The 16,148-nt window shown below is 50.3% G+C and carries 12 protein-coding genes, 2 pseudogenes and 1 riboswitch; of the genes and pseudogenes, 9 read left to right on the top strand and 5 right to left on the bottom strand.

The features are described from left to right. Positions 1–184: 184 nt before the first annotated feature. The gene (locus tag M467_RS17895; protein ID WP_021065518.1) at positions 185–1,396 is read left to right on the top strand and encodes a NupC/NupG family nucleoside CNT transporter; all 1,212 of its coding nucleotides are present in this window, start codon (positions 185–187) and stop codon (positions 1,394–1,396) included. A gap of 96 nt (positions 1,397–1,492) precedes the next feature. On the opposite strand, the gene M467_RS17900 is transcribed toward M467_RS17895, so the two are convergent. Then, the gene (locus tag M467_RS17900) at positions 1,493–2,071 is read right to left on the bottom strand and encodes a nucleotidyltransferase family protein (RefSeq protein ID WP_021065519.1); all 579 of its coding nucleotides are present in this window, start codon (positions 2,069–2,071) and stop codon (positions 1,493–1,495) included. Between the two features lie 78 nt (positions 2,072–2,149). Continuing rightward, positions 2,150–2,737, bottom strand: a complete 588-nt coding sequence (locus M467_RS17905) for an ECF transporter S component (protein ID WP_031199812.1) — start codon at positions 2,735–2,737, stop codon at positions 2,150–2,152. Positions 2,738–2,896: 159 nt separating this feature from the next. Beyond that, positions 2,897–3,038: riboswitch (FMN riboswitch) on the bottom strand. Positions 3,039–3,135: 97 nt separating this feature from the next. Between M467_RS17905 and M467_RS17910 the strand changes: the two genes are divergently transcribed. Then, positions 3,136–3,492 carry a HesB/IscA family protein gene (locus M467_RS17910; protein WP_021065521.1) on the top strand — a complete coding sequence of 119 codons (357 nt, stop codon included), beginning with the start codon at positions 3,136–3,138 and terminating at the stop codon, positions 3,490–3,492. Between the two features lie 40 nt (positions 3,493–3,532). On the opposite strand, the gene M467_RS17915 is transcribed toward M467_RS17910, so the two are convergent. After that, positions 3,533–3,775: a hypothetical protein gene (locus M467_RS17915; RefSeq protein WP_021065522.1), complete on the bottom strand. Its 243-nt coding sequence runs from the start codon at positions 3,773–3,775 to the stop codon at positions 3,533–3,535. Between the two features lie 128 nt (positions 3,776–3,903). Between M467_RS17915 and M467_RS17920 the strand changes: the two genes are divergently transcribed. Beyond that, positions 3,904–4,758: a Rossmann-fold NAD(P)-binding domain-containing protein gene (locus M467_RS17920; protein ID WP_021065523.1), complete on the top strand. Its 855-nt coding sequence runs from the start codon at positions 3,904–3,906 to the stop codon at positions 4,756–4,758. Between the two features lie 35 nt (positions 4,759–4,793). Here the strand turns inward: M467_RS17920 and M467_RS17925 are convergent, their stop codons facing one another. Then, positions 4,794–5,771, bottom strand: a complete 978-nt coding sequence (locus M467_RS17925) for an NAD(P)/FAD-dependent oxidoreductase (RefSeq protein WP_021065524.1) — start codon at positions 5,769–5,771, stop codon at positions 4,794–4,796. Positions 5,772–6,037: 266 nt separating this feature from the next. Between M467_RS17925 and M467_RS17930 the strand changes: the two genes are divergently transcribed. The 5 genes and pseudogenes from M467_RS17930 to ptsG (M467_RS17950) form a co-directional block, all read left to right on the top strand. Then, positions 6,038–7,249, top strand: coding sequence for an NAD(P)/FAD-dependent oxidoreductase (locus M467_RS17930; RefSeq protein WP_021065525.1), 1,212 nt, complete (start codon positions 6,038–6,040; stop codon positions 7,247–7,249). 126 nt (positions 7,250–7,375) lie between these two features. Further along, positions 7,376–7,693 carry a YuiB family protein gene (locus tag M467_RS17935; RefSeq protein WP_021065526.1) on the top strand — a complete coding sequence of 106 codons (318 nt, stop codon included), beginning with the start codon at positions 7,376–7,378 and terminating at the stop codon, positions 7,691–7,693. A 105-nt stretch (positions 7,694–7,798) separates the two neighbouring features. Then, entirely contained in the window at positions 7,799–8,644 is an 846-nt protein-coding gene (gene glcT, locus M467_RS17940; protein WP_021065527.1) for a glucose PTS transporter transcription antiterminator GlcT, read from the top strand. Between the two features lie 217 nt (positions 8,645–8,861). Next, a pseudogene (gene ptsG / locus M467_RS17945) lies at positions 8,862–10,361 on the top strand (glucose-specific PTS transporter subunit IIBC); the annotation flags it as partial. 140 nt (positions 10,362–10,501) lie between these two features. Next, positions 10,502–12,439 (top strand): annotated as a pseudogene (gene ptsG, locus M467_RS17950) (glucose-specific PTS transporter subunit IIBC); the annotation flags it as partial. Between the two features lie 137 nt (positions 12,440–12,576). On the opposite strand, the gene ptsP reads toward ptsG (M467_RS17950), so the two are convergent. Then, positions 12,577–14,295 carry a phosphoenolpyruvate--protein phosphotransferase gene (gene ptsP / locus M467_RS17955; protein WP_021065530.1) on the bottom strand — a complete coding sequence of 573 codons (1,719 nt, stop codon included), beginning with the start codon at positions 14,293–14,295 and terminating at the stop codon, positions 12,577–12,579. Positions 14,296–14,624: 329 nt separating this feature from the next. Here ptsP and M467_RS17960 point away from each other — a divergent pair, with 329 nt between their 5' ends. Then, positions 14,625–16,067: a leucyl aminopeptidase gene (locus M467_RS17960; RefSeq protein ID WP_021065531.1), complete on the top strand. Its 1,443-nt coding sequence runs from the start codon at positions 14,625–14,627 to the stop codon at positions 16,065–16,067. Positions 16,068–16,148: the final 81 nt, after the last annotated feature.

Here is a 16,148-nt window from a genome sequence, read left to right on the forward strand (position 1 = left end):
TTTTATTTTGACTGTTTTGACCCGTTGCATTTTTAAAAAGGGTCTGTTATATTCAAAGAGGTTCGAATGTAGGTTGTCTGACGTTTAACAACATAAAAAGAAAGCGTTTCAAACGGTAGGACACATCTCGATTCGGGTATATCACAATATCAGGTTTCCCCAATATGAAAGGAGCACAACACCAATGAATATCATGAGCGTGGTTGGTATTTTGGCACTAATTGGAATCGCTTACATCTTTTCAACCAACCGTAAAGCCATCAAATGGCGTACCGTTCTTGCCGCTTTCGCGGTACAGTTTACGTTCGCTTTCCTCGTCCTCTTCACATCAGCAGGACGTAGCGCGTTAGAATGGATCTCAGGAGGCGTTCAGAACGTCTTGAACACAGCAAATGACGGAATCGCCTTCGTTTTCGGTACAGCTGTAGGAGGGGACAACTTCGTCTTCGCATTCCAAGTGTTGCCGATTATCATTTTTATGTCTTCTTTAATCGCTTTGCTTTACTACCTCGGTGTCATGCAATGGGTCATCCGTATTCTCGGGACAGCCCTTGCGAAAGCTCTCGGCACATCACGTAAAGAGTCGCTTTCAGCGACGGCAAACATCTTCGTCGGTCAAACGGAAGCACCACTTGTCATCAAGCCTTACCTTCCGACAATGACACAATCGGAGCTCTTCGCCGTTATGGTCGGGGGACTCGCGTCGGTTGCCGGTTCGGTTCTCGCTGGATACGCTGCCCTTGGTGTACCGCTTGAGTACTTGCTCGCAGCGAGTTTCATGGCTGCACCTGCTGGTCTCATGTTCGCGAAAATCATCGTTCCTGAAACAGAAGAGTATAATGATGATATCGAAATTGCTGAAGATGAAGAGGACAAAGCAGCGAACTTCGTCGATGCGGCCGCTCGCGGTGCGTCTGACGGTCTCTTCCTTGCATTGAATGTCGGTGCGATGCTTCTCGCGTTCGTTTCATTGATTGCACTCGTCAACTTGATTCTTGGTGGAATCGGCGGCTTGGTCGGATTCGACGGTCTCTCGCTCGAATTGATTCTTGGTTATGTGTTCGCACCACTCGCATTTGTCATCGGTGTACCGTGGGCTGATGCCGTTCAGTTCGGTAGCTTCCTCGGTCAGAAACTCGTCTTGAACGAATTCGTTGCCTTCTCAGAGTTCGCACCAATAATTGGAACGGGTGAGCTCTCAGCACGTACGGAAGCGATGATCGCCTTCGCACTCTGTGGATTCGCTAACATCTCGTCACTCGCGATCCTTCTCGGTGGTCTTGGTGGAATGGCACCGAACCGTCGGAACGATATCGCGCGCATGGGTGTCCTCGCGATTCTCGCAGGTACGCTTGCTAACTTGATGTCAGCCACGCTTGCTGGTTTGCTTCTCTAATCAAATACGATTTACTCAGAGTGATCACTTCGGTGGTCACTCTTTTTTTTTGTAGATGAATGAATAGCAAAACCCGACCGTATCGGCGGTCGGGTTCTACAGTCCGTGACGAGTCACGTCCACTTCTTGAAGTTTCGGCCAAGTGGCTTGCCAATTCTTATTTTGGATCCGCGCTTGATAAATGTGGTGATGCGGGGATCCGTCTTCAAATGCTGGGGTCGGTCGCAATTTCAGTCCAATGATGTCGTCAATGCCGTAAGGGGCAGCCAACTTCAACCGTCCGCTGTTGTCGAGGCTGACACCGATGGCTGTGACGGTCTCGGGGAAGTGGGCCAAGGCGTCGGTCGCAGACTGATAGGGTGGCAATTGATTGACCAGGTGCATGCGGGCTTGGTTTTTGACCGACCAAGCGACGTTTGGTAACAGAGCGTATAGTTGTGCCTCATACTCTTTTTCGATTGCTTCGTCGTTGTGAGATTGGTCAAAGTAGATGACGTCGACATCTTCGGTCGGCGTCGGTACTGGATAGCCGTGCACGTCATCCCATATCTTCGCCCGTACGTATCCGGCACAGATCCACCAGTCGGGTAAATTGAGCGAAGCGACGGTCGTCAATAGACGCATCAATTCATCGTCATTTTCTAAAAAAAGGGTCACCTCTTCAGTCGTGTTCAATCCATCTCCTCCAATCCTCTCCTAAGCATAACGTATCCAAATAAAAAGCACCTCGATCGAAATCGAGGTGCATGTCAGTTACGCTTGAAGTTGCATCCGCTGGCGTTCGATCCACGGCTTCAACTTGAGGAAGAGTGGGACGAACAAGGCGCTGATCAACAACGCTTTAATAAGGTTGAACGGCAAGATGCCATAGAGGACGAGGTCCGTTTTGACTGCCGGTTGCGCCATCTCGGTCATGCCGAAGAAGAACGCGTATGCTGGTAAGATGAGCAAATAATTCAAAATCGCCAAGCTGAGTGCCATCGTGATTGTGCCGGCCACGAGGCCTGAAGCGAGCGCTTTATTCGTTTTACGTTTATGGTAGAACCATGCGACCGGATACATGAAAGCGACACCTGCAAAGAAGTTTGCGACTTCACCGACCGGAACGCCGCCACCGTTAAAGACATAGTAGAGGACGTTTTTTAGAGCGACGACCACGACGCCTGCGAGTGGGGAAAACACGATTCCGGCGACGAGCGCGGGAATGTCACTAAAGTCCACTTTTAGGAATGGTGGTAGGAATGGCAGCGGGAAGTTAAAGAGCATGAGGACAAAAGAAATGGCCCCGAGCATCGATAGCGTCACCAGTGTTGTCAATCGTTTGTTGCGCGTTGTTTTCATCAAAATCTCTCCTTTTGTCGCTCCTTGATGAATGGCACCCGTCGCATAGAAAAACCCGATTGTATCAAACAATCGGGAGAGTTTACGCGCATACGAAATAGATGTTCTCGTCGGCGTTTAGACCACGCCAAAGAAAACATCCGGATATCGGTCGGATGCCGCCATCTTCTCCCATCCAGACTATACTGTCGGCTTTCGAATCTCACGAAATCAGCAAGCAACGCCTTGCTCGCTCACGGGCTGAGAAGATCATGTCTTCAATACCGCCGGTCGGGAATTTCACCCTGCCCCGAAGATGGAACGATTTAATTTTTTTTGTTACAGTTTAGTTATACAAGATATTTCACAAAATCTCAAGTCAGTTGACTTGAAGTTAAGATAATGAAGGAGGAGTTCAGATGATTCATTTGACAGAGTCAGCTGCATTGCAAGTCATCGATATGATGAAACAGACAGAACACCCCGAAAATCAGTACTTGCGCATCAAGGTACAAGGTGGGGGATGCACCGGCCTCTCGTACGGGATGGGGTTTGATGAAGACAAGACGGATCGAGATATCCAGTTCGACCATCACGGCGTCCGTGTCATCGTCGCTGAAGCCGATCATGGCGTCGTCGATGGCCTCGAGATTGACTATAAGCAGTCGATGCTCGGTGGCGGGTTTACGATTAAAAACCCGAACGCCATCGCCACGTGCGGATGCGGTTCGAGTTTCCGGACGGCGTCGAACGCCGGGACACCTGGAGATTGCTAAACGAAAGGCCAATCATATGGACGATTGGCCTTTTTTTGGTTCAGTCGTTTTCTTCCATCAAAATCAAGCGAATCACTTTTGACGTTGCATCCAATTCGATGTGATGTTGCCAAGGGCGAAACGCCGTGATTTTACACGTGTCGGTCGTGATTTGGAATGAACAGACGCTCTCTTCCTCTTGGTCAAGGACCGAGTAGCGGCTGAAATCCGATAAACTTTGGTAGATGGCGTATTGCTTCGGTAACTCACACGTCCATCCTTTTTCTAACATGATTTGATGCATGGGCCTCGCCTCTTTCTTTTCTATATATATAAGAATAACAAAAAAATTCAAGGAAGTGGAAGATTAGGCGAGAGGATGCAAGGGAAAATGAAAAGAGATGTCATTTTTATGTAGGAGGGGTAGGGACGATGAGAAAAGTATTGATATTCGGTGGGTCACGTTATTTTGGAAAGCGATTGGCACTTCGTTTGGCGGAAGCCGGGGATGATGTGACGATTGTGACGCGAGGACAACTGCAAGTACCTGAGGCGGAAGGAATCCGTTCGATCAAAGGGGACCGACAATCGGTGGCGACGATGAAAGACTTGTCGCGCGATCATTATGATGTCGTCTATGACAATATTTGTTTTAACCCATATCAAGCGAAAATCGCCTCGGACGCCTTCATGGACCAAGTCGGAAAATACGTTCTCACGTCGACGATGTCCGTCTATGCACCGGGTGCCGATTTGAAAGAAAGTGACTTCAATCCGCTCCACCACGACTATCATCTTGAATCCGAACATGACTATGGTCAAGGGAAGCGGGAAGCCGAGTCCTACTTCTTCCATCGCGCCTCATTCCCGGTCGCGACCGTCCGTTTGCCAATCGTCTTAGGCCCGGACGACTATACGGACCGTCTCAAGTTTTATATCGATGCTGTCCGTCGAGAAGAACCGGTTGTCCTGCATCATCCCGAAGCGAAGATGGGCTTTATCTCAAGTTTTGAGGCGGCGGCCTTTTTAGAATGGGTCGGTCGGGCCAACGTGTCCGGACCGTTCAATGCGGCGAGTGAAGGGATCATCTCACTTGGGGCGCTCATGGAACGGATTGGCCATCACTTAAATAAACCCGTCCAAATCATCAAAGACGGCGAGTCGTCGCCGTACGATACGGACGTCGACTATTACATGTCAATCGCCGAGGCGAAAAAGGCAGGTTTTGTCTTTACCCAACTCGATGACTGGCTCGATCGGGTCATCCTCCAAACAATCCGTAAATGAAAATGGCCCTCATCATCGCGATGAGGGCCACATCTTTATTTCCCGGCGAATACCGAAGTCGAATGTTGCGGGTGACGCGCTGTCGGGTCGACGAGCTGCTTCACTTGGTTGATGGCAATCGGAGCTTCTCCGAAGCCTGTCGCAATCAATTTTACTTTTCCTTCGTACGTGGCGATGTCACCACACGCGAAGATGCCGGCGACCGTCGTCTCCATCCGCGAGTCGACGCGGATCGTGTTCTTCTCGAACTCCATGCCCCAGTTTTTGATTGGGCCGAGCGATGAGACGAAACCGTAGTTACAGATAAGGTCATCGATCTCGACGAATTTCGATTCGCCGTCCTTGTCTGTCAATTCGACCGACTCGATGTGCGTCTCACCTGAAAGTGATTCGATGTTATATGGCGTCCAGACGTTAATCGTCGACGCTTTCATCTGTTCGACCGTATGCTCGTGGGCACGGAACCGGTCGCGACGGTGGACGATATGGACTTCTTTGGCAATTCCTTCGAGCATGAGTGCCCAGTCGACAGCCGAGTCGCCGCCGCCGGCGATCATGACGCGACGATCACGGAATTTCTCCATGTTGTCGACGAAGTAATGAAGGTTCGCATAGTCTTCACAACCATCGAGACCGAGTGGTCGTGCGGCGAATGCCCCGTTCCCAGCCGTGATGATGATCGCTTTCGTATGGTACTCGTCTTTATTCGTCGTAATCTGGAACGTGCCGTCCTCGAGACGCTCGACTGTTTCAACTGTCTCCCCGAGGCGATAGTCCTGTTCGAACTGATCGGCTTGGGCTTTCAATTGGTCAATCAAATCTTGGGCTTTCACTTTCGGGAAGCCGGCGATGTCGTAAATATATTTTTCTGGATACAGTGTCGACAATTGTCCGCCGAGTTGTGGCAAACTTTCAATCAACGCCGTATCGAGTTGGCGCATACCTGCATAAAATGCGGTGAACAGTCCGATTGGGCCGCCACCGATGATGATCACATCTTTCGTCGATTTCATCGAATTCCTCCTCAAAACGTATACATCTATTATAGTGACAATCGTGAATTAAATCCATTCTGTACAAACATGCTATACATTCAAAAAAAATTCAAGAAGATATGCTTTTCCATTGAGAAAACAAAACAAACAGCGTACAATGAACGAGAAGCAATTGTGAACATTGGTTGAACAAGGTTTAGGCTTTATTGTGAACACTCATGTGAAAAAACACACAACATGGTTGTTCAAGAAAACAAAACTATCAAAACAAGGTGGAAATGAACATGAAACGACCTAACATTGTTATTCTTGGCGCAGGTTTCGGTGGACTCATCACAGCGGTCAACCTCCAGAAGACGCTCTCAGCTGGCGACGCGAACATCACGCTCATCAACAAGCATGATTACCATTACCAGACGACGTGGCTTCATGAGCCAGCGGCCGGAACGATGAAACCGGATCAAGCTCGCATCTACATCAACGACGTCGTGAACCCGTCACGTGTGAAATTTGTCAAAGGGATCGTCGATCGCGTCGATACTACGGCAAAACAAGTCTTGCTCGTAGACGGTTCAGCCGTTGAATATGATTATGTCGTGTTCGCACTCGGCGGCGTACCTGAAACATTCGGTATCCCTGGCCTTAAAGAGAACGCGATGACAATCAGTTCATTGAACAGCGTCCGTAAAATCAAAGAACATATCGAGTACTCGTTCGCTCAATATAAAACGAACGGTTCAGCTGACCGCTCGTACGTGACGATCGTTGTCGGTGGCGCAGGATTCACAGGAATCGAGTTCCTCGGTGAGCTCGTCAACCGTGTGCCTGAGCTTTGCAAACAGTATGACGTGCCACGTGAAGCGGTTCGCATCGTGAACATCGAAGCCGCTCCGACTGTACTTCCTGGTTTCGACCCAGAACTCACGACGTACGCGCAGAAATGGCTCGAGCGCAACGGCGTCGAGATGAAACTCGGCAACGGCATTAAAGGCGTTGAGCCTGGTGTTGTCACGTTCGGTCCACTCCAAGGCGACACGACAGAGACGATTGAAGCGAACACGATTCTCTGGACAGGTGGCGTCAGCGGTAGCCCGATCGTTGAGAAGTCTGGCTTTGAAGCGGTTCGGAACCGTGTCATGGTCGAGGCGGACAACCGTGCCCCTGGTCACGACAACGTCTTCATCATCGGTGACTGCTCGGCTGTCATGGATCCGGTCTCAAACCGTCCATACCCACCGACTGCCCAAATCGCGACACAACAAGCGCACAACGTGGCGAAAAACATCGCAGCACTCATCAACGGGAAATCAACTTCGAAATTCACGTATGAGAGCAAAGGGACAGTCGCATCACTTGGCCATAACGATGGCATCGGCATCGTCATGGGCAAAAAGATCTTCGGTCGTAACGCTTCATTCATGAAGAAAGTGATCGACAACAAACACTTCCTCGAATTGAAGAAGTACGGTCTCGTCCTCAAAAAAGGTAAATTCTAAGCCATATATCTGAGTGGCCCGCTCATAGGAGCGGGTCACTTTTTTATTGTCGGTGGCGTACGGTTCACCTTTGACCTAAGCGCAAACGATTCGGTATAATAGACAACGGGAAAAGGGGGCAATCGCATGCATATTATCCAGGCTGTCATTGGGGCGATTCTTTATTTGGTCATCTTCTTCAGCATCGGCTTCATTTTGAACATGCTGCTTAAAAAAACATGGACGCTCGTGTTCATCTATCCGATTTTCGTCATTATGATGATTGATAACGTCAAGCTCTCGAGTTACATCACTGAGACGTCGACCGCGCTCGCCAACGTTTACGAACGCGTGCTCGGTCTTCAATTTCTGGATGTGTTCATGCTCGGTTTCGGGTTGCTCGGTGCGATTTTGGCTGGGGTCACGATTCGCTACTTGCGCAAGAGTGGTTATTCAATGTTTTAAAGACGACAGAAATGTTCGTCTTTTTTGTTTTCCGCCTACTTTTTTGGGGGATGAACCGATATACTTAGTACGAAACGATTATAGTGAGTAAGGGATGCGATACGAATGACATTACCGATGTATACGATCAAGAAAGTGTTGAATAATAGCGTTGTCATTTGCCAACATGATCCGGAACCGGAAGTCATTCTACTCGGGAAAGGGATTGGCTTCGGCAAGAAAGCGGGCGATCTCGTCGACCCGGCCAGTGTCCCGGAGAAAGTGTATCAACTGACGGACAAAGAAGAACAATCGCAATATCGTGAACTCGTCAAACACGTCGACGAGGACTTTATTGCTTTCATGCAAGAAATCGTCGGCTTTATCGAGAACAACACCGGTAAAAAAGTCGACCAGCATATTCATATCGGTTTGACCGACCACTTGTTCTTCACGATGAAGCGGATTGAACAAGGGATGGAAGTCACGAATCCGTTCTTGCTTGAGACCGAATCGCTCTATCCGAACGAGTACGCGCTCGCCGAACGTATCGTCGATATGATTCACGAGCGGCTTGACGTGTTATTGCCGGACGCGGAGATCGGTTTCATCGCGCTCCACATCCATTCGGCGACGACGTTCAAAAACGTCCTCGAGGTCAATCGACACAACCAAATTATCGGGCAGATCGTTCAGACGATTGAGAGTCGTTTGAACGTCAAAATGGACCGGAGTTCACTCGATTATAAGCGCTTACTTCGGCACTTAAGGTACGCCGTTGAGCGGGTTGCGACGGGTGAGATGGTGGAGGCCCCACAAAAAATTGAAAAGGTATTGCGCGAAGAATATCCGCTATGCTATAGTACTGCTTGGGAGCTGATGGGCATCATGGAACGCGAATTAAAGCGTCCGGTCCCGCGAGGTGAAGCGACATATTTGACGATGCATCTCCAGCGCCTAACAAGTAGATAACTGATACCACGTATCTTACGTGTTACTGATTCGATCAGGCATGAGTAAGGAGTGGAACGCAACGATTTCTCTATTAGGAGAGGTCTACGTTCTATACCTTATTCATGCCTGTTTCTGTTTTTATAAACGTTTATTATGAAAACGTTTAGATACGTCGGTTGTCTGACATCTACAGTCGTCTTTCCGCACGAAACAATCACAAAAAGGAGGATTTATCATGTTTAAGCAGATCTTTGGTGTTCTTCAAAAAGTCGGTAAAGCACTTATGCTTCCTGTTGCGATTTTGCCGGCAGCCGGTCTTCTTCTTGCATTCGGTAACGCGATGCAAAACCCGGCCCTTACATCACGCGCTGGTTGGTTAACGAACGAAGGCGTTGTGAAATTCGCTCAGCTCATGGAGCAAGCGGGTGGCATTATCTTCTCGAACTTAGCACTCTTATTCGCAGTCGGTGTCGCGATCGGTTTAGCAGGGGACGGCGTTGCCGGACTCGCGGCCATCGTCGGATTCCTCATCATGAACAAAGTTATGGGTGTTTGGCTTGAACTCACACCTGAAATCATCGCACAAGGTGATCCGGCTTACGCATCAGTACTCGGGATTCCAACGCTCCAAACTGGGGTATTCGGAGGTATCATCGTCGGTCTGATAGCCGCCTGGGCATATAATAAGTACTTCAACATCGAGTTGCCGCAATTCCTTGGCTTCTTCGCTGGTAAGCGTTTCGTCCCAATCGTTACTGCGGTATTGGCAGTTGTCGCTGGTTTCGTCATGCTTCTCATCTGGCCACCAGTTCAGCACGGCTTGAACACGTTCTCAAACTTCATGTTGACTGAAAACCGCACGTTCGCGGCATTCATCTTCGGTTTGATCGAACGTTCATTGATTCCATTCGGTCTTCACCACATCTTCTACTCACCATTCTGGTTCGAGTTCGGCTCGTACACGGATGCAGCGGGTAACATCGTTCGTGGTGACCAAGCGATCTTCTTCGCACAAATTCGTGATGGCGCTGAGCTCACAGCCGGTACGTTCATGACTGGTAAGTACCCGTTCATGATGTTCGGTCTTCCAGCAGCAGCACTCGCAATGTACCACGAAGCACGTCCTGAACGTAAAGCAGTCGTCGGTGGTCTCTTGGCTTCGGCAGCACTTACATCGTTCTTGACTGGTATCACTGAGCCGATCGAGTTCTCATTCTTGTTCGTTGCTCCACTCTTGTTCGCAGTACACGCAGTCTTCGCTGGCCTTTCATTCATGGTCATGCACATCTTGAACGTCAAAATCGGGATGACGTTCTCGGGCGGTTTGATCGACTACCTTCTCTTCGGTGTACTTCCTAACCGTACAGACTGGTGGCTCGTCATTCCAGTCGGTCTCGTGTTCGCAGTCGTTTACTACTTCGGATTCCGCTTCGTTATCCGTAAGTTCAACCTTAAAACACCGGGCCGTGAAGATGAAGTCGTTGAGCAATCAACTGCTACAGGTTCGGAACTTGCACAAGATATCCTCGTTGGTTTCGGTGGTTCACAAAACATCAAACACCTTGACGCATGTATCACACGTCTCCGCGTCGAAGTAAAAGATAAGAGCCAAGTCAACAAAGAAGAGTTGAAACGCCTTGGGGCAGCTGGTGTCCTTGAAGTCGGTAACAACATTCAAGCCATCTTCGGACCACGTTCGGATGCGTTGAAATCAGAAATGCAAGCGGTCATCGCTTCAGGTAACGAAAAGAAAGCTAACTAATTGAAGCTATAAGCCAATCCATTATGGGTTGGCTTTTTTTGTATGGGTGAAACGGTTTCAGCCTACTGGCAGATGGGGAAAAGTAAGTATTCTGACAAAAGGAGGGAACCATGATGTGGAAGAAAGTGTTTGGTGTTTTGCAGCGAATCGGGAAGGCACTCATGCTTCCGGTTGCGATTCTACCGGCAGCCGGTCTATTACTCGCATTTGGTACCGCGTTCCAAAACCCTGATCTCGTTTCGCTCTTACCTTTCTTGGCAAACGATTCACTCGTCCTCGTCTGGCAAGTTATGACAGATGCCGGGGATATCGTGTTTGCCAATCTAGGTCTTCTGTTCGCCGTCGGTGTCGCCATCGGGCTAGCCAACGGGGACGGTGTTGCCGGGTTAGCAGCTATCGTTGGTTATTTGATTATGAACAAGGTTATCAGCACGTGGAACGGTATTACCGCGGAAATAGCCCAGGGAGACCCGGCCTATGCCACGGTACTCGGGATTCCGACGCTCCAAATGGGGGTATTCGGGGGTATCATTGCCGGTTTGATTGCCGCATTCGCGTACAACAAGTACTTCAACATCAAGTTGCCGGATTTCTTAGGGTTCTTTGCAGGGAAACGGTTCGTGCCAATCGCGACCGCCGCGTTCAGCTTATTGATCGGGATTGCGCTCGCCTATATTTGGCCGCCAATCGGTTCAGCGATCAACACGTTCTCGAGCACGATCATTGAAGCGAACGTCGCGGTCTCCGCCTTCGTCTTCGGTTTGGTCGAACGTTCACTAATCCCGTTCGGTCTGCATCACATCTGGTACTCTCCGTTTTGGTTCCAGTTCGGGGAATATACGAACCAAGCGGGGGATCTCGTCCAAGGGGACCAACGGATCTTCTTCGCCCAGCTTCGTGACGGGGTCGAATTTACAGCCGGTACGTATATGACCGGTAAATTCCCATTCATGATGTTCGGATTACCTGCCGCTTGTCTCGCCATGTTCCATACTGTCCCGAAAGAACGTCGCAAAGACGTTGAAGGACTTTACTTCTCAGCAGCCCTCACTTCATTCTTGACGGGAATCACCGAGCCGGTTGAATTCTCGTTCGTCTTCGTTGCACCTCTTCTCTTTGGTATTCATGCCGTCTTTGCTGGACTTTCCTTTATGACCATGCACTTGCTCAATGTTAAAATCGGGATGACATTCTCGGGCGGACTCATTGACTATCTCTTGTTCGGGGTATTACCGAACCGGACAGCCTGGTGGCTCGTCATTCCAGTCGGTCTCGTCTTCGCGGTCATCTATTACTTTGGGTTCCGTTTCGCAATCACGAAGTTCGACTTGAAAGTACCGGGACGTGAAACCGTCGCCGAAGGCAAAGGCGCCCGCGCCGTCGTCGGAGATGATTTACCGTATGAGGTGCTCGTTGGACTCGGTGGACCGGATAACATCAAACACCTCGATGCTTGTATCACACGCTTGCGTGTCACTGTGAACGATGTCAAACAAGTCGATAAAGACTTGCTGAAAGATTTGGGAGCGGCCGGAGTGCTCGAGGTCGGGGATAACATTCAAGCCATCTTCGGTCCGAAATCGGATACGCTCAAATCGCAAATCGCGGCCATCATCGAAGGCGGCGAATATAAACCGAAAGAAAAAGCTGTCATCACACCGGAAGCGGCTGAACATGCCGACCATCGATTCCTTGCCCCGATGTCGGGTGTCATCTTATCGCTTGACGATGTGCCGGACCAAGTCTTCTCGGGCCGGATGATGGGTGAAGGATTTGCCATCGAGCCAAGCTCGGGACAAGTCGTTGCGCCGGTCACCGGTCAAATCACCACGTTCTTCCCGACGAAACATGCAATCGGCCTACTCGCGGACGACGGACGAGAGATTCTCATCCACGTCGGACTCGACACGGTCAACCTGAAAGGGGAGGGCTTCGTCGCCAAAGTGAAAGAAGGCGACCGGGTCGAAGCAGGGGACGTCTTGCTCGATGTCGACCTCAACTTGATTCGTGACAAAGTCCCATCGCTCATCACGCCGATCATCTGGACGAACGGAGACGGCAAAATCGTCGTCGTCCCATTCGGAGAGACGGTCGTCGCCGGGGAAGCGCTCGACTTCAGAACGGATGACAAAGGAGCCGAGTAAACAAAAAAGAAGCTCTCGCAACCGCGAGAACTTCTTTTTTTGTGTTACTTCTTAATATCGAATTTTTCACTGAGGAAGTTCACGACTTCTTCAGCTGTATCCATGTTGAGGACGTCGTTGACGATTGCTTCTGTTTCCGACTTCGTCAAACGCTTCACGAGGCTACGTGCGCGAAGGACGCTTGAAGCCGACATCGAGAATTCGTCAAGACCGAGTCCGAGCAGGATTGGAATCGCAAGCTCTTCTCCAGCCATCTCTCCACACATACCGACCCATTTACCGGCTTTGTGTGCTTCTGTGATGACGTTGTGGAGCAAGTTCAAGATGGCCGGGTTGAACGGTTGGTACAAGTACGAGACTTTCTCGTTCATGCGGTCCGCTGCCATCGTGTATTGAATCAAGTCGTTCGTGCCGACTGAGAAGAAGTCGACTTCTTTCGCGAATTGCTTCGCCATGACGGCAGTCGATGGAATCTCGACCATCATCCCAGTTTCGTAGTTACCGACAGCAATTCCTTCTGTCTTCAACTTCGCTTCTTCTTCAAGCAAGATGGCTTTCGCAGCACGGAACTCTTCAAGCGTCGCGATCATTGGGAACATGATGGCGAGGTCACCGTGCGCTGAGGCACGGAGAAGCGCGCGAAGCTGTGTGCGGAACAAGTCCGTCTCTTCGAGGCAAAGGCGAATCGCACGATAGCCGAGGAACGGGTTCATCTCTTTTGGAAGGTCGAGGTAAGACAATTCTTTATCTCCACCGATATCGAGCGTACGGATGACGACTTGTTTGCCGTCCATACCTTCGATGACTGCTTTATAAGCTGTATACTGCTCTTCTTCCGTCGGGAACGTTTCCGAGTCCATGTAGAGGAACTCAGTCCGGTAAAGACCGATGGCGTCAGCGCCGTTTTTCAATACGCCTTCGAGGTCGTTCGGTGTACCGATGTTCGCTGCAAGTTTGACCTTGTGGCCGTCGGCTGTGATCGACTCTTCGTTGACGAGTTGTTTCAACTCTTCTTTATACGCTTCGAATGCAGCGCGTTTTTCGTTATATTCGTTGACGAGTTCTTCAGACGGGTTGACGAACACGTCGCCCTCTGTCCCGTCAATGACGACGAGATCGCCATTTTTGATTTCTTCGAGTGCTACTTTTGTACCGACGACGGCAGGGATCTCGAGTGAACGAGACATGATTGCCGAGTGAGACGTACGTCCACCGATGTTTGTCGCGAATCCTTTGACGTACTTACGGTTGAGCTGAGCTGTATCAGACGGCGTCAAATCTTCAGCGATGATGATGACTTCTTCTGAGATTGAGGCTGGCGTCATGAACGTGACACCGAGAATGTGCGCCATGACACGTTTCGTGACGTCACGAACGTCTGCTGCGCGCTCACGCATGTACTCGTTATCCATCGATTCAAAGATCATGACCATCATTTGAGCGACTTCATCGAGCGCCTTCGCAGCGTTCATGTGTTCGCTTTCAATTTTGTCGTTCACTTGTGAGACGATCTCAGGATCCTCGACGATGAGCAAGTGAGCCGAGAAAATCTCAGCCTTGTCTTCACCGAGCTCACGAAGCGTGATTTGACGGATTTCTTCGAGTTCTGTTTTTGACTGAGCGATGGCCGCTTGGAAACGGGCTTTCTCAGCTGCTACGTCCTCGATTTTGTTTGTCGGGATGTCGAATGAAGGTGTCTCCATGACGAATGCTTTCGCAACTGCGATTCCTGCAGATGCGCCAATACCTTTAATGTGTGACATAAGCGTAGTCCCTCTCTTCAAAGAAATAGTGGTTTCCAATGTTATCTCGTTAGTTCTTACCCGAAATGAAAAAGGAACTAACGAAAACCTGGAAGATTAAAGTAGCAACGGTCTACTACTAGGGGAAGCCTCGACCGAACAAAATGGCCTCGCCTCAACAGTGAGGGATGCCTGATTGCGTACTTTCTTATCCTATCATAAAATAAATCATCGTCACAACGAGGAGTTAACGCCTGAATTCGAAGAATTCATGACTCTTACGCATACTGTTTCATTATTTCGCCGAAGTTCGTTATGCTAACCATATATAAAGAAGGGAAGTGGCAAACATGTATCAAGTGAAGGATTTAGATTGGAACGGTTCATACGACACGATCGTCGTCGGAATCGGTGCGGCCGACACGATTGACGAAGGCCTCGATACGTTGTTTAACGGGCGCGTCAAGTCGCTCATCCAAGCGTCGGATATCTCGACGAAAACAGGGGAACTGTCCATCGTCCCGACGTTCGAAGGAACGGTCAAACGCATCCTATTCGTCGGTCTTGGACAACGCAACGAGAATACGCCTGAGAACGTGCGCAATTGGTTCGGGAAAGTCGCGAAACAAATTAAAGCACGCGCCTTCACAAACGTCGCGGTCGCGCTCGACACGTTCGGACCGAACACGGCGAAACTGTTTGCCGAAGCGTATGAGATGGCGACATATGAGCACCCTACATACAAATCTGAACCGAAGCCGGCGAAGTCAGACGTGACGATCACGTTGCTCGGTGCTGGTGTAGAGGAAGAGGCGTTGACGGGTGCCGCTTACGGACGCGGTGTCAATGTCGCACGGACGCTCACGATGATGCCGGCCAATATTTTGACGTCGGAAACACTCGCGGACTATGCGGTCGAATTGGCCGAACGTCATGGATTCAGCCATCGCATCTTGGAGAAGGAAGAGATGGAGGCGCTCGGGATGGGGGCGCTGCTCGCCGTCAATCAAGGGTCGACCATCCCGCCGAAATTGATTGTCCTCGAATACCACGGTGCAGGCGATGCAGCGCCCGTCGCTGTCGTCGGAAAAGGAATCACGTTTGATACGGGTGGTTACTCAATCAAACCGAAAGACGGCATCGTCGGCATGAAAGGCGACATGGGGGGCGCGGCGACCGTGCTCGGCCTATTCGAGACGCTTGCGACGACGAAACCGAACGTGAACGTCATCGGCGTCATCCCGTCGACGGACAACATGATCTCAGGGGACGCGTTCAAACCGGATGATGTCATCACAGCGATGAGCGGGAAGACGATTGAAGTGCTCAATACCGACGCGGAAGGTCGTCTTGTCCTCGCCGACGCTGTCACCTTTGCCAAGACGTATGAACCACAAGCCATCATCGATGTGGCGACGCTCACGGGCGGTGTGCTCGTCGCACTCGGCACAGAAGTGACTGGTTGCCTGACGAACGATGCGTCGCTCTACGGCGCCTTAGAAGCTGCGAGCCGAGAGACGAATGAACTCGTCTGGCAAATGCCATACTTCGACGTCTTCATTAAACAAGTCCGGAAATCAGAAGTCGCAGATTTGAACAACTCGCCGGGCCGTTATGGGCATATGATCTTTGGTGGCGCGTTCGTCGGTGAGTTTGTCGGCGACACGCCTTGGCTCCACCTCGATATCGCCGGGACGAGTGAACGTTCGGCGGCAAGCGATCTCGGACCAAAAGGACCGACTGGGGTCATGGTGCGCACGCTCGCATTGATGCTCGAAGAGTGGAAACGTTGAAGTCAGGATTGTTATTGATTGGCTTAGCCGTCGTCTCCGGACTCGGATACACGGCTTGGCCGAGTCAATGGTTGTTGGGAG

Origin of the sequence: Exiguobacterium chiriqhucha RW-2 (genome assembly GCF_000416965.1) — a bacterium.
Taxonomy (GTDB): Bacteria; Bacillota; Bacilli; order Exiguobacteriales; family Exiguobacteriaceae; genus Exiguobacterium; species Exiguobacterium chiriqhucha.